The following is a 17064-nucleotide window of genomic DNA, read 5'->3' as shown; positions in this document are numbered from 1 at the left end:
AACCCACGAATGACAGCGATCCAAGAGAGCCCGCGCGCTCCCGTCTCATCGGCCAGGGCCAACCTGAAAATGCTGGTGCGCTACAAGGCCTGGGCCAACGGCCTGACCTTCAAGAGCGTGATGGAGCTGCCCGAAGGCGAGGCCTTGAAGCAGCGCCCCACGAGCTTCGGCAACATGGTGCGCACGCTGAACCACGTCCTTGTGGTGGAGGACATCTTCAGGCACCACCTGCAGGGCCGCAAGCATGGCTACACCATGCGCAACACCGACCACACGCCCACGCTGCAGGCGCTTTGGGAATCCGTGCAGGCAATGGACCGCTGGTATGTGGAGTTCGTCGACGCATGCCCGGACGAGGAACTGGCGAAGGTCGTGCACTTCGAGTTCGTGGGCGGCGGGCAGGGTGCCATGACGCGCGAGCAGATCGTGCTGCATGTGGTGAACCACGGCAGCTACCACCGTGGCTTTGTCAGCGACATGATGTACCAGGTGCCCTTCGTGCCGCCGGCCAACGACCTGCCGGTGTTCCTCAGGGACTGCTACCGCGTGGACGAGCCGGCCTGCGGTTGAGGCAGGGCCAGGGCCTGCTGCGCCAGGGCGCCCTGGCGCACGGGCAGCGCAGGCGGCGCGTCGCCGGGCAGGGCCCATCCTTGGCGCAGCGCACCGGCAAAACCGTCGGCCACGCGCGAGTAGGCGCGGCCGCTGGTCATCACCCGGGGCCGGGCCGACCAGGCGATGCGGGCGCCGCCGGCCGCCAGGCGGTCCACCAGGTCCTGGTCCTCGCCGCAGGTGCGTGCGTCGAACCCGCCGGCCTGGCGGTAGTGCCAGGCTGAGATGCCCAGGTTGGCGCCATGCACGTGGCGGTGGCCGTCGCGGTCCGTGTAGGTGGTCTCGAAGTGCCGCCGCGCCGTGTCCGCCTGGACGCCGTGGTCCGACCAGTCGGCCACCTGCACCGTGCCGCAGACCACGTCGGACTGAAGTGCCAGCTGGTCGGCCAGCCAGCTCGGCGAGACGGTGGTGTCGGCGTCCGTGAAGGCCAGCCAGCGGGCGCCCAGCAGCAGCAGGTACTCCGACCCCAGGGCCCGCGCCTTGCCCACGTTGCGCGCGGCAATGGACAACGGGATGGCGGGCCAGCGGCGCACGGCCGATTCGGTGGCGTCCTGGCAGCTGTCCAGCACCACGACGACGGCCACGGTCTCGCCCTGCAGGTCGGCATGGGCGGCCGCGCAAAACACGCTGTCCAGGCAGCGGCCTATGAGGTCTTCCTCGTCATGGGCTGGTATGCACACGCCGATCATCTGTCCGTCCTTTCAGGGGTTTTCTGCCAGATGTCCAGCTGGAAATCCGGTTCGCTGTGGCTCAGCAGCAAGTGCAGCTGCGCATGGGCCGATACGCTGTCATGCAGGGTGCGAGTGGTCTGCAGGTGATCGTGCGCCCCATGCCGCCAGTGGCACATGAGCCAGTGGCCGCCGCCCTGCAGCGAGGCCAGGCACTGGCGGTTGAAATGCGCCAGTGCCGCGTCGTCGAAGTAGTAGGCAAGCTCCGAGACCACGATGAGATCGAAGCCTTGCTGCGGCGCCTGGGGCACCTGTGGCCATTGCCAGGGCAGGGGCAGGGCCTGCAGGTCCAGGCGGGCGCGGTCCTGCGGCGCAATCCGCTGGCGGCACAGATCCACGGCCCTGTCCGAGAAGTCGACGGCGCACAGCCGGTCGCAGCGCTGCAGCAGGCGCTGCGTGGCCTCGCCATTGCCGCAGCCGGGCTCGAAGCCGTGGGCATAGCGCTCGCGCGGCAGGGCGGCCAGCAGCAGGTCGCGCTTGCGCCGTTCGTACCAGCGTGATGCGACCTGCCAGGGGTCGGGGTCGGCCTGGTACATCTGCTCGAAGTGCTGCCGGGCGCCGTTCATAGAAACACCACTTCAAACGGACGCAGCAGGCGCTGCGTGGCCCAGGACGGCAGGATGGCGTCGCGGCCCGTGGACGGGTCGGGCAGCAGCTGGCTGCGAAAGCACGACAGGGCCTGGCGCTTGAGCGCCAGCTCCTGCGGCGCCAGCGCAATGGCGGCGGCGCGGTGCCAGGGCACGCGCGTATCGCCGGGCTCGGCCCAGTGCCAGGCCCAGATCGGCAGCTCGAAGAGCCGGCAGCCCGTGCGCCGGGCTGCCGTGGCGCAGGCCTGGCCCGTGGCCTCGTGGTCCGGGTGCCCGTCTTCGCGCCAGGTGCACAACAGCGCATCCGAGGGCTGCAGCAACTGCTCCAGCCGCTGCAGCAACTGCGCGGCATGCTCGGCGATATGGCCGTCGGGCAGGCCCAGCCGCAGCACCTGCGCCTGCGGCGCAAGCAGGGCCAGGGCCTGGGTGCTCTCGTGCACGCGCTCGCGCACCAGACGCTGCGGCGGCCACAGTGTCGAGTCGGGGTGGCTGGCTCCGCCATCGGTCACGGAGACGATGAGGCAGGGCATGCCCCGCTCGGCACAGCGGCGCAGCAGGCCGGCGCAGCCCAGGATCTCGTCATCGGGGTGCGGCGCGACGATGACGGCGCGGCGCCGGCCGTCCAGCAGGTCGTCCATGGATACCTGCGCTGGCCGGCGCTGCGCAAACCAGGCCTGCCAGCGCGATTCCGGCGTGCCCCGGCCCTCGATGAGGCGCGGCTTCACAGCATCCATGCCGCGCCTCCCGGTGCCTGCGAGGTCTGTGCCTTGTCGGCCAGCAGGCGGCCCAGCGCGGCCTGGTCGCGCTCGGCATGGCTTTGGCGGATGAAGACGGGCAGGTCGGCCATCAGCTGTGCCAGGCCCCTGTTCTTGCACAGTGGGCCCGGTCCGATGGCGCGCGGCACGCGCCGCAGCACCTCTTCGGCGGCGGCTTCCACGGCCAGGCGGGCGCGGTTCACGGCCAGCAGGCAGGGGTCCGAGGGCGTGGCATCGATGCGGGCTGCAGCGTCGCGCAGCAGGCCGGCCGCGCCGGCCAGGGCCACATCCAGCGCGCCCAGGTGGGCCTGGCGGTGCGGGTCCTCGCCTTGACCGACGGCCTGCTGCAGATGGCTGGCGATGCGCGCTGCCGCGCCATGCCAGCAGGCAGCAACGCCCGCGCCGCCATGGTGAAAGCCGGGGCGGCTCAGGTACTGGCCCGGTTCGCCGACCAGCACGCCGGTGGCGCCGTCGAAATGCACGTCGGCGCTGGCGCTGGCGGCCATGCCCACGGCCTGCCAGTGGCTGTCGTCCCTGCGGATGCCGGGCTGGTCCATGGTGACGGCGATCAGGCAGCGCCGGCCGTCGGCCAGCCAGCCGCTGACCAGGGCACGGTCCACCGCGCGCGCGCCCGAACACCAGGGCTTGTGGCCGGACAGCTGCACGGCCATGCCGGCATGTGCCGCAGCATGGGGGGCCGTGGGCGTGGCCTGCACGCGCTCGCCCGGCGGCTCGGCGCACCAGACGGCCCAGCGCAGGCCTTCGGTGGCCAGGTCTGCCTGCAGCTCGGAGAGGATGGCCAGGGCATCGGTATGGCCTTCATAGAGCTTGGCCAGGCTCAGGCTGTGGGCGGCCACCTCGGCCAGTGCGCGCCAGCGCTGCAGCGTGTGGCCATGGCCCGGCAGCGGCAGGCGGTCGGCGCCCTGCGCCACCAGCAGGGCCAACTGGTCCGCTGGCGACAGGTCCGTGTGGCCGTGCAAGGCCTGCGCCAGCGTGTCGCTGCATGTCCACGCATGGGCGTGCTCGTTGTCGTGCTGGGCCATCGCCGCTTGCCTTCCTTTTGTGTGTCGTGCGCAGCCCGGGAAATGGGGGTGGGGCCGGGCGATGCCATGGTGCCGGGAGGATGAACGCGGCGCCGCAGGAGCAGGAAGGCATTACCTGTCGGAGACCACCGACCGGCAGGCGTCCCGTTCCACGCCGTCGGCAGGGCAGGCGGCCAGCTCCAGGCGCAGCGGTGCCTGCTCCTGCCTGATCGAGGGAACGGGGATGCCGAAGGCTTCCCTTTCCCTGTGCTCCAGCGGCCTGGCCTCTTTCAAGGCAGACAGAAAGGCCTTGCGCCACCAGTGCACGTCCTGCTCGGCGATGCGCTGCAGCAGCCGCTGGTGCCGCTGGCGCCTTTCCTGCAGGGGCATCTGCAGGGCCTGCTGCACCACGGCGGCCGTGCCGTGCACGTCGTAGGGATTGACCAGCATCGCCTCCTGCAGCTGCTCGGCCGCGCCGGCAAACCGCGACAGCACCAGCACGCCCGGGTCGGCCGGGTCCTGGGCCGCCACATATTCCTTGGCCACGAGGTTCATGCCGTCGCGCAGCGGCGTGACCAGGCCCACGGCCGCCGCGCGGCACAGGCCCGGAATGCCATCGCGCGGCAGGGTCTGGTGGATGTAGCGCACGGGCATCCAGTCCAGCTCGCCGTAGTCGCCGTTGACGGCGCCGCACAGCGATTCAAGCTCCCGCCGTATGTCGGCATACGCGTCCAGGCCCTCGCGCGTGGGCGAGCCGATCTGGATCAGCGTGGCGCGCCGGCGCTGCTCGGGATGGCGGGCCAGCAGCTCCCGGAAGGCGCGCAGGCGCTGGGGCAGGCCCTTGGAGTAGTCCAGCCGGTCTATGCCCAGCAGCAGGCGGCGCTGGGCGTACTCGTGCTTCATGCGCTCGTACATGTCCCGCGAGGCGCCGCCCTGTGCAAGCGCCATGAAACCATCCACATCGATGCCTATGGGGAAGGCGCGGCACACCAGGCGCTGCCCATGGGCACGCAAGGCGCCATCGCCCAGCGACTGGCCCCCGGCCTCGTCGCAGACATAGCGCTCGAAATGCTGCACGTCCTGGCGGGTCTGCAGGCCCACAAGGTCGTAGGCAAACAGGCAGCGCATCAGCCATGCATGCTCGGGAATGGCCGCCAGCAGGGTCGGCGGGGGCAATGGGATGTGCAGGAAAAAGCCGATGCGCTGGCGGCAGCCCAGGGCGCGCAGCTCGGCCGCCAGCGGGATCAGGTGGTAGTCATGCACCCAGAGGATGTCGTCCTGCGCCAGCAGGGGCAGCAGCCTGCGCGCAAGCAGCTGGTTCACGCGGCGGTAGCCGGCCGCATGGCCCGTGTCGAAGCTCGCCAGGTCCAGCCGTCCGTGAAAGACGGGCCACAGTACGCCGTTGCTGTAGCCCGCGTAGTAGCTGTCATGGTCCGCGCGGTCCAGGTCCACCGTGGCCAGCGTGACGTTGCCTGCCTGGGTGCGGTGCACATGGCCGGCCGGCGCGGCCTGGGCACCGTCGTCGGTGACGGTCCCGCTCCAGCCGAACCACAGGCCGCCCGTCTGCCGCAGCGCATCGCCCATGGCCACGGCAAGGCCCCCGGCCGCGGCCCTGCGCGGATCGACCACGCGGTTGGAGATCACCACCAGCCGGCTCATGGCAGCACCTCCGCGCAGGTCTGCGCAGCCAGGTGCATGCATGCGGACTGCAGCCAGGCGTGCACGGCCTGCGGGCTGTCCAGGCGGTGGCGGGCCCCGCTTGCGCCTTCGCCCACCTTGATCGCCATGCCGCCGTGCGCCTGCACCACGGCAAAGCCGCTCTCGTCCGTGACATCGTCACCGGCAAACACCGGGGTGCGGCCGGCGAACGGCGCTTCGCGCAGGAAGGCCGCAATGGCGTGGCCCTTGTCCACGCCTGCGGGCCTGACCTCCAGCACGCATTTGCCGTGCAGCAGCTCCAGCCCGGGCTGGTGCCGCAGTGCGCGGCCCAACATGTCCAGGCACAGCGTCGCCAGCTCTGGCGCACGCCGGTAGTGCAGTGCGACCGAGGAGCGCTTGCGCTCCACCAGCAGGCGGGGATGGTCGGCCGCCAAGGCATTGCACATCTGCAGCACGGTCTCTGGCATGGCCGATGCCTGCATGTGCAGGCGGCCTGCGGCATCCCGCCGCTGCAGGCCGTGCTCGCAGGCGGCGGGCAGATGCAGCGGCGCCAGAAAGTGGTCCAGCATCTCGACCTGCCGACCCGTGACGATGGCCAGCGCACCGCCCAACAGACCCTGCAGCCTGGCCAGCATCGGGATCAGGACGGGGTCTGGAGCAATGGCGTCCGGGGTCTCGGCCAGCGGCACGAGCGTGCCGTCGAAGTCGAGGAACAGGGCGGATCTGCAGGTGGGGGATGGGGGTGTTTCCATGGAGGCGCCAGGGTATGGGTTGCCGGTTTCGTGGATCGACATCAGGAAAGCGTCTGCTGCCATGGCCTGCTCACCGCTCGGCCTTGATGGAGCCGCGGGTGTTGGTGATGGCCAGGCAGAACTGCAGGCTCACCAGCGCCCAGGCCGCCGTGGACCAGCCCCACAGCGCCCACAGCGCATTGCTGAGCATCAGGACCCAGAAGCCCAGGTTGCGCCTTTGCGCAGAACGCGAGCCCACACACCAGGCGCCGGCGATGGAGGCCAGAAAGGCAGGCCACTGGAGCCAGTCGGGAATGTCGGGCATGGGGTTGCTCCTGTATGAAGTGAAGCGCGGGCACCTCAGTTGCAGGGCCGTGCCGGGTCGTCTTCGTCGATGGAGTGGCATTCCTTGCAGGCTCCGCTTTCGTGCGCGCGGGCGGCCAGATTGACGTGGAAGGCCGCCCCTTGCTGCAGCTGCTCCCCGTCCAGAGCCCTTCGATGCCGGTCATGCGGTTGCTGGCGATCTTGTTGGCTGCCAGCAGCTCGTTGCGCTTCAGGTGCAAGCTTCAGGTGCAATCAAGGCTGCTTGCGCACCATCTTCTTGCGCCGTTCGGCATTCAGGCCCGGCGTCTGGCGCATGTCGGTATCGACCTGGCCGGAGGCGAGGTCGTCATGGGCCTGGCGCATCACCGGATCGGGCGCATCGCTGGTAGCGTCCAGGCTCTGGTCACGCTCGTGCGGAAGGCGCAGGCCCTGTTCGGATGCGTCGGATGCATCGGATTCACCGGGCGCATGGGGCGCCTTGCCGACCTGTCCGGGCAGCTTGGTCTGGCCATCGCCCGACGGCTTCGCCTGTGTGGGTGCAGAGGACTTGGATGCGGATGGGGTCTTGTCTTTCATGGCGTCTTCCTTTCATTCGCGGGCCTGCGCAGGCGGCGCTTGGGCCATGGTCTCTTGGCCCTTTCGCAGCCGCCGTGGGACCACGCCGAAAGCGCAGGAACGAAAAGATGCCACGCGCATGAACGCCGTTCTCAGGCACGCCGATTGCCCTGTGCCGGGGTGCGAAAAATGGCCACAGGCCACTGGCGCGATGTCCGCAAGGCCCGGTCGCCGCGTTCCTACGGCACATGGCCGCAAGCGCGCACGCCGGCGGCGCGCCACGGCGATCACGATAGACATCACTTTCAACTGCCAAGGAGCACATTCCATGACGCAATCGAATCCCGCAAACCGTGACCCGCTGTCCGACGCGCCCGGCGCACATCCCGTAGGCACCGGCATAGGCGCTGCAGGCGGTGCCGTGACCGGCGCTGCATTCGGCGCAATGGGCGGCCCCATCGGTGCTGCCGTGGGCGGTGTGGCCGGTGCCGTGGTCGGCGGGCTGGCCGGCAAGGGCGCGGCCGAAGCCGTCAATCCCACGGTCGAGGACGCCTACTGGCGCGACGCCTACCAGAACGAGCCCTACTACGTGGCCGGCCGCAGCTACGAGGAGTACCGCCCCGCCTACGAGCTGGGCTGGAACGCGGCCGCCGCGCGCCGCGATGCCGATTTCGATGCCTTCGACGCCGAATGGGAGCGCGAATGGACCACGCGCCGTGGCGCCAGCCATCTGGACTGGGACCAGGCCCGGCCCGCAGCGCGCGCAGCCTGGGAGCGCGCAGGCGTTCGCGATGTCCGTGATGACACGGGGACCATCGTGGCACCGGCCTACACCGGCGACATCGACAACGACGATGTGGCCGACGTGCTCAACGACCTGCTCGAATCCTGCCGCGATGGCGAGTACGGCTTTCGCACCTCGGCCGAGAACGCCGACTCGCCGGACCTCAAGACCCTGTTCCTGCGCCACAGCGCCGAGTGCGGCGCCGCCGCGCTGGAGCTGGAGGCCGAGATCCGCAAGCTGGGCCGCGAGCCCGCATCGGGCGGCACGGTGGCCGGCGCGCTGCACCGGGGCTGGGTGTCGGTGAAGACGGCGCTGACCTCGCAGGACGACAAGGCCGTGCTGGAGGAGTGCGAGCGCGGCGAGGATTCCGCCGTGGCCCAGTACCGCAAGGCGCTCAAGCAGCCGCTGCCTCCGGCCATCCGCGTGATGGTGGAGCGCCAGGCCCAGGGCGCGCAGCGCAACCACGACGAAGTGCGCGATCTGCGCGACCGCATGCGCGCGGCCTCCTGACCTGGCACAGGATGCCTGGGGGTTGCTAGCCGCCTACGCCGTACGGCGCAAAGCGGCTGGCGTTCTCATCCACATGCAGCGCCTTTCCCACATAGGGAAAGGCGCGCTGCGTGCACTGGTCGCGCTCGCAGACCTTGCAGCCCATGCCGATGGGCGTGGCCGATTCCGGATCGCCCAGGTCCAGCCCCTTGGCATAGACCAGGCGCGCGGCATGGCGTATGTCGCAGCCCAGGCCGATGGAGAAGGTCTTGCGCGGCGAACCATATCCGCGCTGACCGTGCGAGACCGAGCGTGCAATCCACAGGTAGCGCCGCCCGTCGGGCATGCTGGCGAGCTGGCGCAGCACCTGGTCGGGCTGGCCGAAGGCCTCGTACACCGTCCACAGCGGGCAGGTGCCGCCGGTGCGGCTGAAGTGGAAATGCGTGGCCGACTGGCGCTTGGAGATATTGCCCGCGCGGTCCACGCGCACAAAGAAGAAGGGCACGCCGGGCGCGCCGGGCCGCTGCAGCGTGCTCAGCCGGTGGCAGACGGTTTCAAAGCCCACGCCAAAGCGCTGGCCCAGCAGGTCGATGTCATAGCGCAGCTGCTCGGCCGATTCCAGGAACAGGTCGTAGGGCAGCAACAGCGCGCCCGCAAAGTAGTTGGCAAGGCCCACGCGGGCGAGCTTGCTTGAGGCCGGGTCGCCCTGGAAGGCGGCGGTGGCGATCAGCCGGTCCAGCGTGTCGCCCATCTCCAGCAAGGCCAGCTGCGTGCCCAGCTGGAAGGCCTGTTGCGCAGGCTCCAGCGCCGAGGACAGCCACAGCGAGCGCGTGGCCGGGTCGAACCGGCGCTGGCTTTGCCGGGAGTCTTCCAGGCGATGCACCTGCACGCCGTGGCGCTGCTGCAGCCGCCGGACCAGCCAGTCCGCCAGATGGCCCGGGTCCGCACGCGCCTCGCCAGCCAGGGCCTGGGCCGCGCGGTCGACTTCATCGAAGTAGTTCTGGTGCGCAAAGAAGAAATCGCGCACGGCCTCGAACGGCATGGTGCGCGCCACCGGCATGTCCGAGCGGTCATCGCCCAGCCTGAGCGACATGCTCTCGATGCGCTCCAGGGCCTCCAGATGGCGGCGGTGCAGCGCCATCACCGCACGTCCCAGGGCGGGCATCTGCGCGGCGACTTCCTGCAGCTCGGGCAGGGCAATGGATTCGGGCGCCTCGGCAAGGGCCTCGCGCAGGCCGGCGACCAGGCGCGCTTCCTCGTCCTCCGAGAACTGCTGGATATCGACGCCCAGCGCGCGGTTGAGCTTGAGCAGCACCGACACCGTCAGCGGCCGCTGGTTCTGCTCCAGCTGGTTCAGGTAGCTGGGCGACAGGCCCAGCGCGTGGGCCAGGGCGATCTGGGACAGGCCGTGCTCCGCGCGCAGTTTGCGCAGCTTGACGCCCATGAACGTCTTCTTCATGGCTGTTTCCTCGGGTGGCTGTTATTCGCAGAATTTGCAAATTCGCGGACTTCGTTTCGCAAGAATTCGCCTTTTCAGCACTATGGCAGGGGCGCTATTTTGCGTAAATTGCGAAACATGACAACACCCACCGGAACCGCCGAGCTGCATGAACTGGTATTGCCCGCGCTGGCCAACCACCACGGCACGCTGTTCGCGGGCCAGGGCCTGCAGCTCATGGCCAAGGCGGCCTTTCTCGCTGCGCGCAGCCTGGCACAGCGCGAGGTCGTGATGGCCGCCGTCACCGGCGTGGACTTCCTGGCACCCGTGCCCGTGGGCCACGAGATCGTCCTGCGCGGCTGGGTCAGCCGCGTGGGGCGCAGCTCCATGACGGTCTGCGTCACCGCATCGGCCCAGGCTCCGGGCATTGCCTGCGAGGACGTGCTCAAGGGCCTGTTCGAGATGGTGGCTGTCGACCACAACGGCCTTCCTGCGGCCATTGCCCATTCCTATCTGAACCAGGAGACCCTTCCATGAGTACCACGACCATCGACGCGCCATCTGCGTCCGCATTCAAGCCCAAGAAATCCGTCGCGCTGTCGGGCGTGACCGCCGGCAACACCGCGCTGTGCACCGTGGGCCGCTCGGGCAACGACCTGCACTATCGCGGCTACGACATCCTGGACATTGCCGAGGTCTGCGAGTTCGAGGAAATCGCCCATCTGCTGGTGCACGGCAAGCTGCCCACGCGCCCCGAACTGCAGGCCTACAAGACCAAATTGCAGGCGCTGCGCGGCCTGCCGGCCAGCGTCAGGCAGGCGTTGGAGCAGTTGCCTGCCGGCGCCCATCCGATGGACGTGATGCGCACCGGCGTCTCGGCCCTGGGCTGCGTGCTGCCCGAAAAGGACGACCACAACCTGGCGGGTGCCCGCGACATTGCCGACCGGCTCATGGCCAGCCTGGGCTCCATGCTGCTGTACTGGTACCACTGGAGCAATTCGGGCCGGCGCATCGAGGTGGAGACCGACGACGACTCCATCGGCGGCCACTTCCTGCACCTGCTGCACGGCCACCGGCCGTCCGAAGGCTGGGTGCGCGCCATGCACACCTCGCTCAACCTCTATGCAGAGCATGAGTTCAACGCCTCCACCTTCACGGCGCGCGTGATCGCGGGCACGGGCAGCGATATGTATTCCTCCATCGCGGGCGCCATCGGCGCGCTGCGCGGGCCCAAGCATGGCGGCGCCAACGAGGTGGCCTTCGAGATCCAGAAGCGCTACGACACGCCCGACGAGGCCGAGGCCGACATCCGCCGCCGCGTCGATGCCAAGGAAGTGGTGATCGGCTTCGGCCACCCGGTCTACACCGTCAGCGACCCGCGCAACGTGGTCATCAAGGGCGTGGCCAAGCGCCTGTCCGACGAGGCCGGAACCACCCGCATGTACGACATTGCCGACCGGCTGGAATCGGTGATGTGGGAGGTCAAGAAGATGTTCCCCAACCTGGACTGGTTCAGCGCCGTCAGCTACCACATGATGGGCGTGCCCACGGCCATGTTCACGCCGCTGTTCGTGATCGCGCGCACCAGCGGCTGGGCAGCGCACGTGATCGAGCAGCGCCAGGACAACAAGATCATCCGCCCCAGCGCCAACTACACGGGGCCGGATGACCAGAAGTTCGTGCCCCTCGATGCGCGCGCCTGAGCCGCCGCTGTCCTGAACCTGGCGGGCGGGCTGCAGGCCTGCCCGCATTGCATCCGCCCCATGAACAACGACCACAAGAAACCCCTGCCCGGCACCACGGTGCACTACATCGATGCCCGCGCCGCCGTCGATGCGCTCTCGCCCGGCGCCTGGGCACGCCTGCCCTACACCGCCCGCGTCCACGCCGAGAACCTCGTGCGCCGCGCCGATCCCGCGCAGCTGCACGGCTACCTGCTGCAGCTCATCGAGCGCCGGCGTGACATCGACTTTCCCTGGTACCCCGTGCGCGTGGTCTGCCATGACATCCTGGGCCAGACCGCCCTGGTGGACCTGGCCGGCCTGCGCGACGCCATCGCGGCCGAAGGCGGCGACCCGGCCCAGGTCAACCCCGTCGTGCCCGTGCAGCTCATCGTGGACCACTCGCTGGCCGTGGAGTGCGGCGGCTTCGATCCCGATGCCTTCGTGAAGAACCGCGCCATCGAGGACCGCCGCAACGAGGACCGCTTCCACTTCATCGAGTGGACAAAAAAAGCCTTCGCCAACGTGGATGTGATCCCCGCAGGGAACGGGATCATGCACCAGATCAATCTGGAGAAGATGTCCCCCGTGGTGACAGTGCAGGATGGCCTGGCCTTCCCGGATACCTGTGTCGGCACCGACTCGCACACGCCCCATGTCGATGCCCTGGGCGTGATCGCCGTGGGCGTGGGCGGCCTTGAGGCCGAGAACGTCATGCTGGGCCGCGCCTCCTGGATGCGCATGCCCGAGATCGTGGGCGTGCGCCTCACGGGCCGGCGCCAGGGCGGCATCACCGCCACCGACATCGTGCTGGCCCTGACCGAATTCCTGCGCCAGCAAAAAGTCGTCGGCGCCTATGTGGAATTCTTTGGCGAGGGCGCCGACAGCCTGAGCATCGGCGACCGCGCCACCATCTCCAACATGTGCCCCGAATACGGCGCCACGGCGGCCATGTTCTCCATTGACGACCAGACCCTGGCCTACCTGCGCCTGACCGGCCGCGACGAGGCCCAGGTGCGCCTGGTCGAGGCCTATGCGCGCACCGCAGGTTTCTGGAGCGACAGCCTGGCCGATGCCCAGTACGAGCGCGTGCTGCAGTTCGACCTGTCCACCGTGGTGCGCAACATGGCCGGTCCCTCGAATCCGCACCGGCGCCTGCCCACCTCGGCCCTGGCCGAGCGCGGCATTGCCGATGCGGCAAAACTGCAGGCCGCCCGCGCCCAGGAGCGCCAGGGCCTGATGCCCGATGGGGCCGTCATCATCGCGGCCATCACCAGCTGCACCAACACCAGCAACCCGCGCAATGTCATCGCCGCGGCGCTGCTGGCGCGCAATGCCAATCGCCTGGGCCTGGCGCGCAAGCCCTGGGTCAAGTCCTCGCTGGCGCCGGGCTCCAAGGCCGTGGAGCTGTACCTGAAGGAGGCCGGGCTGCTCAGCGAGCTGCAGCAGCTGGGCTTTGGCATCGTCGCCTTTGCCTGCACCACCTGCAACGGCATGAGCGGCGCGCTGGACCCCAGGATCCAGCAGGAAATCGTCGAGCGCGACCTCTACGCCACGGCCGTGCTCTCGGGCAACCGCAACTTCGACGGGCGCATCCATCCGTATGCCAAACAGGCCTTCCTGGCCTCGCCGCCGCTGGTCGTGGCCTATGCGCTGGCGGGCACCATCCGCTTCGACATCGAGCAGGACGTGCTGGGCGTGGTGGACGGCCGCGAGATCCGCCTCAAGGACCTGTGGCCCGCCGACGAGGAGATCGACGCCATCGTTGCCCAGGCCGTGCGCCCCGAGCAATTCCGCGCCGTCTACGAACCCATGTTCGCCATCCGCAAGGACGATGGAGACCGGGCCCGGCCCCAGTACGACTGGCGCCCCCAGTCCACCTACATCCGCCGCCCGCCCTACTGGGATACCGAAGGCGTGGGCGCGCTGGCGGCCTTCCCGCGCACGCTGCGCAACATGCGGCCGCTGGCCCTGCTGCCCGACAACATCACCACCGACCACCTGTCGCCCTCCAACGCCATACTGGCCGACAGCGCGGCGGGCGAATACCTGGCGCGCATGGGCCTGCCCGAGGAAGACTTCAACTCCTACGCCACCCACCGCGGCGACCACCTCACCGCCATGCGGGCCACCTTCGCCAACCCGCAGCTGGTCAACGAGATGGCCGTCATCGACGGCGTGCAGCACAAGGGCTCGCTGGCGCGCATCGAGCCCGAAGGCCGTGTGGTGCGCATGTGGGAGGCCATGGAAACCTACCTGAACCGCCGCCAGCCGCTGATCATCATCGCGGGCGCCGACTACGGCCAGGGCTCCAGCCGCGACTGGGCCGCCAAGGGCGTGCGCCTGGCGGGCGTGGAGGCCGTGGTGGCCGAAGGCTTCGAGCGCATCCACCGCACCAACCTCATCGGCATGGGCGTGCTGCCGCTGCAGTTCCTGCCGGGCACCGACCGCAAGACCCTGGCCCTGGACGGCACGGAGATCTATGGCGTGGAAGGCGAGCGCACGCCGGGCACCCAACTCACGCTGGTGGTCGAGCGCAGAAACGGCCAGACGCTGCGCGTGCCCGTGACCTGCCGGCTGGACACGGCCGAGGAGGTATCGGTGTACGAGGCCGGCGGGGTGCTGCAGCGGTTTGCGCAGGACTTCCTGGCGCAGGCTCAGGCAGCCTGAGCAGGGGGGGCGCCAGCGGCCAGCGGCTGGCGCGCCAGCTCGATGAAGGCCTGCAGATAGTCGGTCTGCAGGTCCGCCACGCGCGCGCCCAGGAAGATCTGCTTGGCAATGCCCTTGGCGCCCAGGCGCACGGGAACCACGTCCAGCTTGCCCGCGTACTCCTGCACCAGCCAGCGTGGCAGGGCCGCCACGCCCCGGCCGCTGGCCACCATCTGCATCATGATGTCAGTGGTCTCTATGGCCTTCTGGCGGCGCGGCGTGATGCCGGCCGGCATGAGGAACTGGTTGTAGATGTCCAGCCGGTCCATGGGAACGGGATAGGTGATCAGCACCTCGGGCGCGAGCTGGGCGGCCTCCACGAAATCGGCCCCTGCCAGCGCATGCGCGCTGGAGACCACCAGCACCTGCTCGTAGTCGAACACGGGCACGAACTCCAGGCCCGTCTTGAACAGCGGATCGGGCGTGACCAGCAGGTCGATCTCGTAGCCGAACAGCGCGCCGATGCCGCCGAACTGGAATTTCTGCTTCACATCCACATCCACATCGGGCCAGCTCGCCAGATAGGGCGCGACGATCTTGAGCAGCCACTGGTAGCAGGGATGGCACTCCATGCCGATGCGCAGCGCGCCGCGCTCGCCCTGGGCGAACTGGCGCAGCCGCTCCTCGGCCAGGTCCAGCTGGGGCAGCACGCGCTGGGCCACGGCCAGCAGGTACTGGCCGGCTTGCGTCAGGCGCAGGCTGCGGCCTTCGCGCAGCCAGATGTCCGTGCCCAGCTGCTGCTCCAGCTTCTTCATGCTGTGGCTCAGCGCCGACTGCGTCACGCACAGCACGCCGGCCGCCGCCGTCAGCGAGCCCTGTTTTTCGACTTCACGGACGATGGCGAGGTGGGTGCGTTCGAGCATTTTGGTGAGAAAAATTCATGGATTTGTGAGCTAAAAAAATTCTAGTTCATTGATGTGGATCCATTCCATGGCTGCCTTCATCGATTGAAAGCAGTGCATGACCATCATTCATCACCTGGGTTTTCCCCATCGGCGCCCGGTGCACTACGCGGCCGGTGCGCCGGGCTGCAGGGCGCCGTGCAGGAAGGCCTGCTCCATCACGGCCGCCACGCTGGCCCGCGCAACACGGCCGCGCCGCTCCGCATCCAGCAGCCCCACGACCATGGACAGCCACAGCTCGGTCATGGCCGCAGCCGTGATGTCGATGCGGAACACGCCGGCCTGCTGGCCGCGCAGGAAAAAGGCATCCATGGCCGCCACCCATTCGCTCTCTATCTGGCCGACCACCGAGATGTCGGAGCGCCAGAAATACATCAGGAACAGCAGCAGCGTCTGGTGGTCCTGGCAGTGGGCGGTGAGGCGGCGCAGCGCCTCCAGCGGCGCGTGGCGCTCCAGCTCGGCCGCGCGCATGGCGCGTGACAGCGTGTCGGCCGCATGCCCTATGAGCCGGTCGATGAGCTGGTCGCGCGTGGGGCAGAAGCGGTAGAGCGTGGCCTTGCTGATGCCGATGGCGCGTGCCAGCTCCTGCAGATTGGCCTTGGGATCGTCCAGCAGTGCCAGTGCCAGTGCGCCCAGCAGCTTGCCTTCGTCCTCTTGCTTGGTGCTCGTCATCGCTTGTCATGCCTCCTTGGAAAGTGCGGGGATTTTATCTGTTGATGTTTTAAAGAATCAAATGAATCGATGTTGACTCATTTGATTCTGATATGTACCATCGCGGCCTTCGTATCGAACTCAATCAGGTTGTGAACATGAGCATGCGTCTGAACAAGCGACGTGGCCTGCCGCTGGCGGCCCTGGTGCTGGCCGCCCTGGCCGCGGGCTGCGGCCGCAACGAGGCTCCGGCCGCAGCGGGTGACGCGCTGCCCGTGGTGCAGGCCGTCACCGTGCAGCCCGCGCCGCTGGCCCTGTCCAGCGAGCTGCCGGGCCGTATCGAGCCCGTGCGCGTGGCCGAGGTGCGTGCGCGGGTGGCCGGCATCGTGCTGCGCCGCCATTTCGAGGAAGGCGCCGACGTCCGGGCCGGCCAGGTGCTTTTCCAGATCGACCCGGCGCCCCTGCGCGCCGCCCTGTCCCGCGCCCAGGGCCAGCTGGCCAGCGCCGAGGCGGCCCTGATCGAAGCGCGTGCCGTGGTCGGCCGCAACGCGCCGCTGGTGGCCCAGGAGGCGGTCAGCCGCCAGGACTTCGAAGCCATGCAGGCCCGCCTGCAGGCGGCCCAGGCCGCGCGCCAGTCCGCCCAGGCCGAGGTGCAGGCGGCCGCGCTGAACCTGGAATACGCCACGGTCAGGGCGCCGATCGCGGGCCGCATCGGCCGTGCGCTGGTCACCGAGGGCGCCCTGGTGGGCCAGGGCGAGGCCACGCCCATGGCGCTGGTCCAGCAGCTCGACCCGGTCTATGCCGACTTCCAGCAGCCCGTGGCCGAAGCCCAGCGCCTGCGCGCGGCCCTGGCCGAGGGCCGCCTGGCACAGACGGAGGGCAAGGACGGCACGCCGGTCTCCCTGAAGGTGGACGGCACGGGCCTGCAGCGCACGGGGCAACTGCTGTTCTCGGATGTGACGGTGGACCGCGGCACCGGCCAGATGTCGCTGCGCGGGCGCTTCGACAACCGCGACGGCATGCTGCTGCCTGGCATGTATGTGCGCGTGACCGTGGGCCAGGGCGTGGACCCTGCCGCCATCCTGGTGCCGCAGCGGGCCGTGCAGCGCAGCACCGACGGGCAGGCCCACGTGCTGGTGGTGGACGGCCAGGACACGCTGCAGATGCGCCCTGTGCAGACCGCGGCCATGCATGGCGCGCAGTGGCAGATCAGCGCAGGCCTCAAGGCCGGCGAGCGCGTGGTGGTGGGCCGCATGGCGGGCCTGCAGCCCGGGGCGCGGGTTCAGGTCACGGCCCTTTCCGATGCCGCGGCCTCCCCTACGGCGGGGCTGTCCGGCACCTTCAGCGCCTCCGGCAGCTCCGCCACGTCCAGCGACTGAGCCGGCGCGTGCCCAAGGAAT

Annotated in this window: 18 protein-coding genes; 6 read left to right on the top strand and 12 right to left on the bottom strand. The window is 69.3% G+C overall.

The genetic code is table 11. The features are described 5' to 3' along the window. The first annotated feature begins 9 nt into the window (after positions 1–9). Entirely contained in the window at positions 10–570 is a 561-nt protein-coding gene (locus tag ACN20X_RS28030; protein ID WP_016448419.1) for a DinB family protein, read from the top strand. On the opposite strand, the gene ACN20X_RS28025 is transcribed toward ACN20X_RS28030, so the two are convergent. The 9 genes from ACN20X_RS28025 to ACN20X_RS27985 form a co-directional block, all read right to left on the bottom strand. Continuing rightward, positions 540–1298 (bottom strand): glycosyltransferase family 2 protein, encoded by a 759-nt coding sequence (locus tag ACN20X_RS28025; protein ID WP_392406552.1) that lies wholly within the window; start codon positions 1296–1298, stop codon positions 540–542. The genes ACN20X_RS28030 and ACN20X_RS28025 overlap by 31 nt on opposite strands. Further along, positions 1295–1903 carry a methyltransferase domain-containing protein gene (locus ACN20X_RS28020; RefSeq protein ID WP_016448417.1) on the bottom strand — a complete coding sequence of 203 codons (609 nt, stop codon included), beginning with the start codon at positions 1901–1903 and terminating at the stop codon, positions 1295–1297. Before ACN20X_RS28020 ends, ACN20X_RS28025 begins: the two co-directional genes overlap by 4 nt. Continuing rightward, entirely contained in the window at positions 1900–2658 is a 759-nt protein-coding gene (locus ACN20X_RS28015) for a PIG-L deacetylase family protein (RefSeq protein WP_046241191.1), read from the bottom strand. Before ACN20X_RS28015 ends, ACN20X_RS28020 begins: the two co-directional genes overlap by 4 nt. Beyond that, positions 2646–3722: an acyl-CoA dehydrogenase family protein gene (locus ACN20X_RS28010; RefSeq protein WP_313284066.1), complete on the bottom strand. Its 1077-nt coding sequence runs from the start codon at positions 3720–3722 to the stop codon at positions 2646–2648. The genes ACN20X_RS28015 and ACN20X_RS28010 overlap by 13 nt, the downstream gene beginning before the upstream one ends. Positions 3723–3833: 111 nt before the next feature. Further along, positions 3834–5360, bottom strand: coding sequence for an alpha,alpha-trehalose-phosphate synthase (UDP-forming) (locus ACN20X_RS28005; protein ID WP_473210128.1), 1527 nt, complete (start codon positions 5358–5360; stop codon positions 3834–3836). After that, a complete protein-coding gene (gene otsB, locus ACN20X_RS28000) occupies positions 5357–6175 on the bottom strand; it encodes a trehalose-phosphatase (RefSeq protein ID WP_473210127.1) in 819 nt (272 codons plus the stop codon). The genes ACN20X_RS28005 and otsB overlap by 4 nt, the downstream gene beginning before the upstream one ends. Before the next feature lie 7 nt (positions 6176–6182). Further along, a complete protein-coding gene (locus ACN20X_RS27995; protein ID WP_473210126.1) occupies positions 6183–6416 on the bottom strand; it encodes a hypothetical protein in 234 nt (77 codons plus the stop codon). A gap of 35 nt (positions 6417–6451) precedes the next feature. Further along, positions 6452–6667, bottom strand: coding sequence for a hypothetical protein (locus tag ACN20X_RS27990; protein WP_279494166.1), 216 nt, complete (start codon positions 6665–6667; stop codon positions 6452–6454). After that, positions 6668–6991: a hypothetical protein gene (locus ACN20X_RS27985; protein ID WP_473210125.1), complete on the bottom strand. Its 324-nt coding sequence runs from the start codon at positions 6989–6991 to the stop codon at positions 6668–6670. Between the two features lie 307 nt (positions 6992–7298). Here ACN20X_RS27985 and ACN20X_RS27980 point away from each other — a divergent pair, with 307 nt between their 5' ends. Next, the gene (locus ACN20X_RS27980) at positions 7299–8264 is read left to right on the top strand and encodes a ferritin-like domain-containing protein (protein ID WP_016448410.1); all 966 of its coding nucleotides are present in this window, start codon (positions 7299–7301) and stop codon (positions 8262–8264) included. A gap of 25 nt (positions 8265–8289) precedes the next feature. On the opposite strand, the gene ACN20X_RS27975 is transcribed toward ACN20X_RS27980, so the two are convergent. Beyond that, positions 8290–9702, bottom strand: a complete 1413-nt coding sequence (locus ACN20X_RS27975) for a short-chain fatty acyl-CoA regulator family protein (RefSeq protein WP_016448409.1) — start codon at positions 9700–9702, stop codon at positions 8290–8292. A 117-nt stretch (positions 9703–9819) separates the two neighbouring features. Here ACN20X_RS27975 and ACN20X_RS27970 point away from each other — a divergent pair, with 117 nt between their 5' ends. Genes ACN20X_RS27970 through acnD form a run of 3 tightly spaced genes read left to right on the top strand, consistent with a single transcriptional unit; the run spans position 9820 to position 14072 of the window. Then, the gene (locus ACN20X_RS27970) at positions 9820–10218 is read left to right on the top strand and encodes an acyl-CoA thioesterase (RefSeq protein ID WP_074922441.1); all 399 of its coding nucleotides are present in this window, start codon (positions 9820–9822) and stop codon (positions 10216–10218) included. Next, complete coding sequence (gene prpC / locus ACN20X_RS27965; RefSeq protein WP_133073241.1) at positions 10215–11384, top strand: bifunctional 2-methylcitrate synthase/citrate synthase; 1170 nt, start codon at positions 10215–10217, stop codon at positions 11382–11384. The genes ACN20X_RS27970 and prpC overlap by 4 nt, the downstream gene beginning before the upstream one ends. A 60-nt stretch (positions 11385–11444) precedes the next feature. Next, the gene (gene acnD / locus ACN20X_RS27960; protein ID WP_473210124.1) at positions 11445–14072 is read left to right on the top strand and encodes a Fe/S-dependent 2-methylisocitrate dehydratase AcnD; all 2628 of its coding nucleotides are present in this window, start codon (positions 11445–11447) and stop codon (positions 14070–14072) included. Here the strand turns inward: acnD and ACN20X_RS27955 are convergent. Beyond that, on the bottom strand, positions 14060–14974 hold the full coding sequence (locus tag ACN20X_RS27955) for a LysR family transcriptional regulator (protein ID WP_012207657.1): 915 nt from the start codon (positions 14972–14974) through the stop codon (positions 14060–14062). The two genes, acnD and ACN20X_RS27955, sit on opposite strands and share 13 nt — an antisense overlap. A 144-nt stretch (positions 14975–15118) precedes the next feature. Next, positions 15119–15685: a TetR/AcrR family transcriptional regulator gene (locus ACN20X_RS27950; protein WP_043790964.1), complete on the bottom strand. Its 567-nt coding sequence runs from the start codon at positions 15683–15685 to the stop codon at positions 15119–15121. Between the two features lie 137 nt (positions 15686–15822). On the opposite strand from ACN20X_RS27950, the gene ACN20X_RS27945 reads away from it, so the two are divergent. Then, entirely contained in the window at positions 15823–17043 is a 1221-nt protein-coding gene (locus tag ACN20X_RS27945) for an efflux RND transporter periplasmic adaptor subunit (protein WP_473210123.1), read from the top strand. Positions 17044–17064 lie beyond the last annotated feature (21 nt).

This window comes from Delftia sp. PX-1 (genome assembly GCF_055797465.1).
Note: the sequence above shows the minus strand (reverse complement) of the source record. Positions and strands in the feature narration are given on the sequence as shown.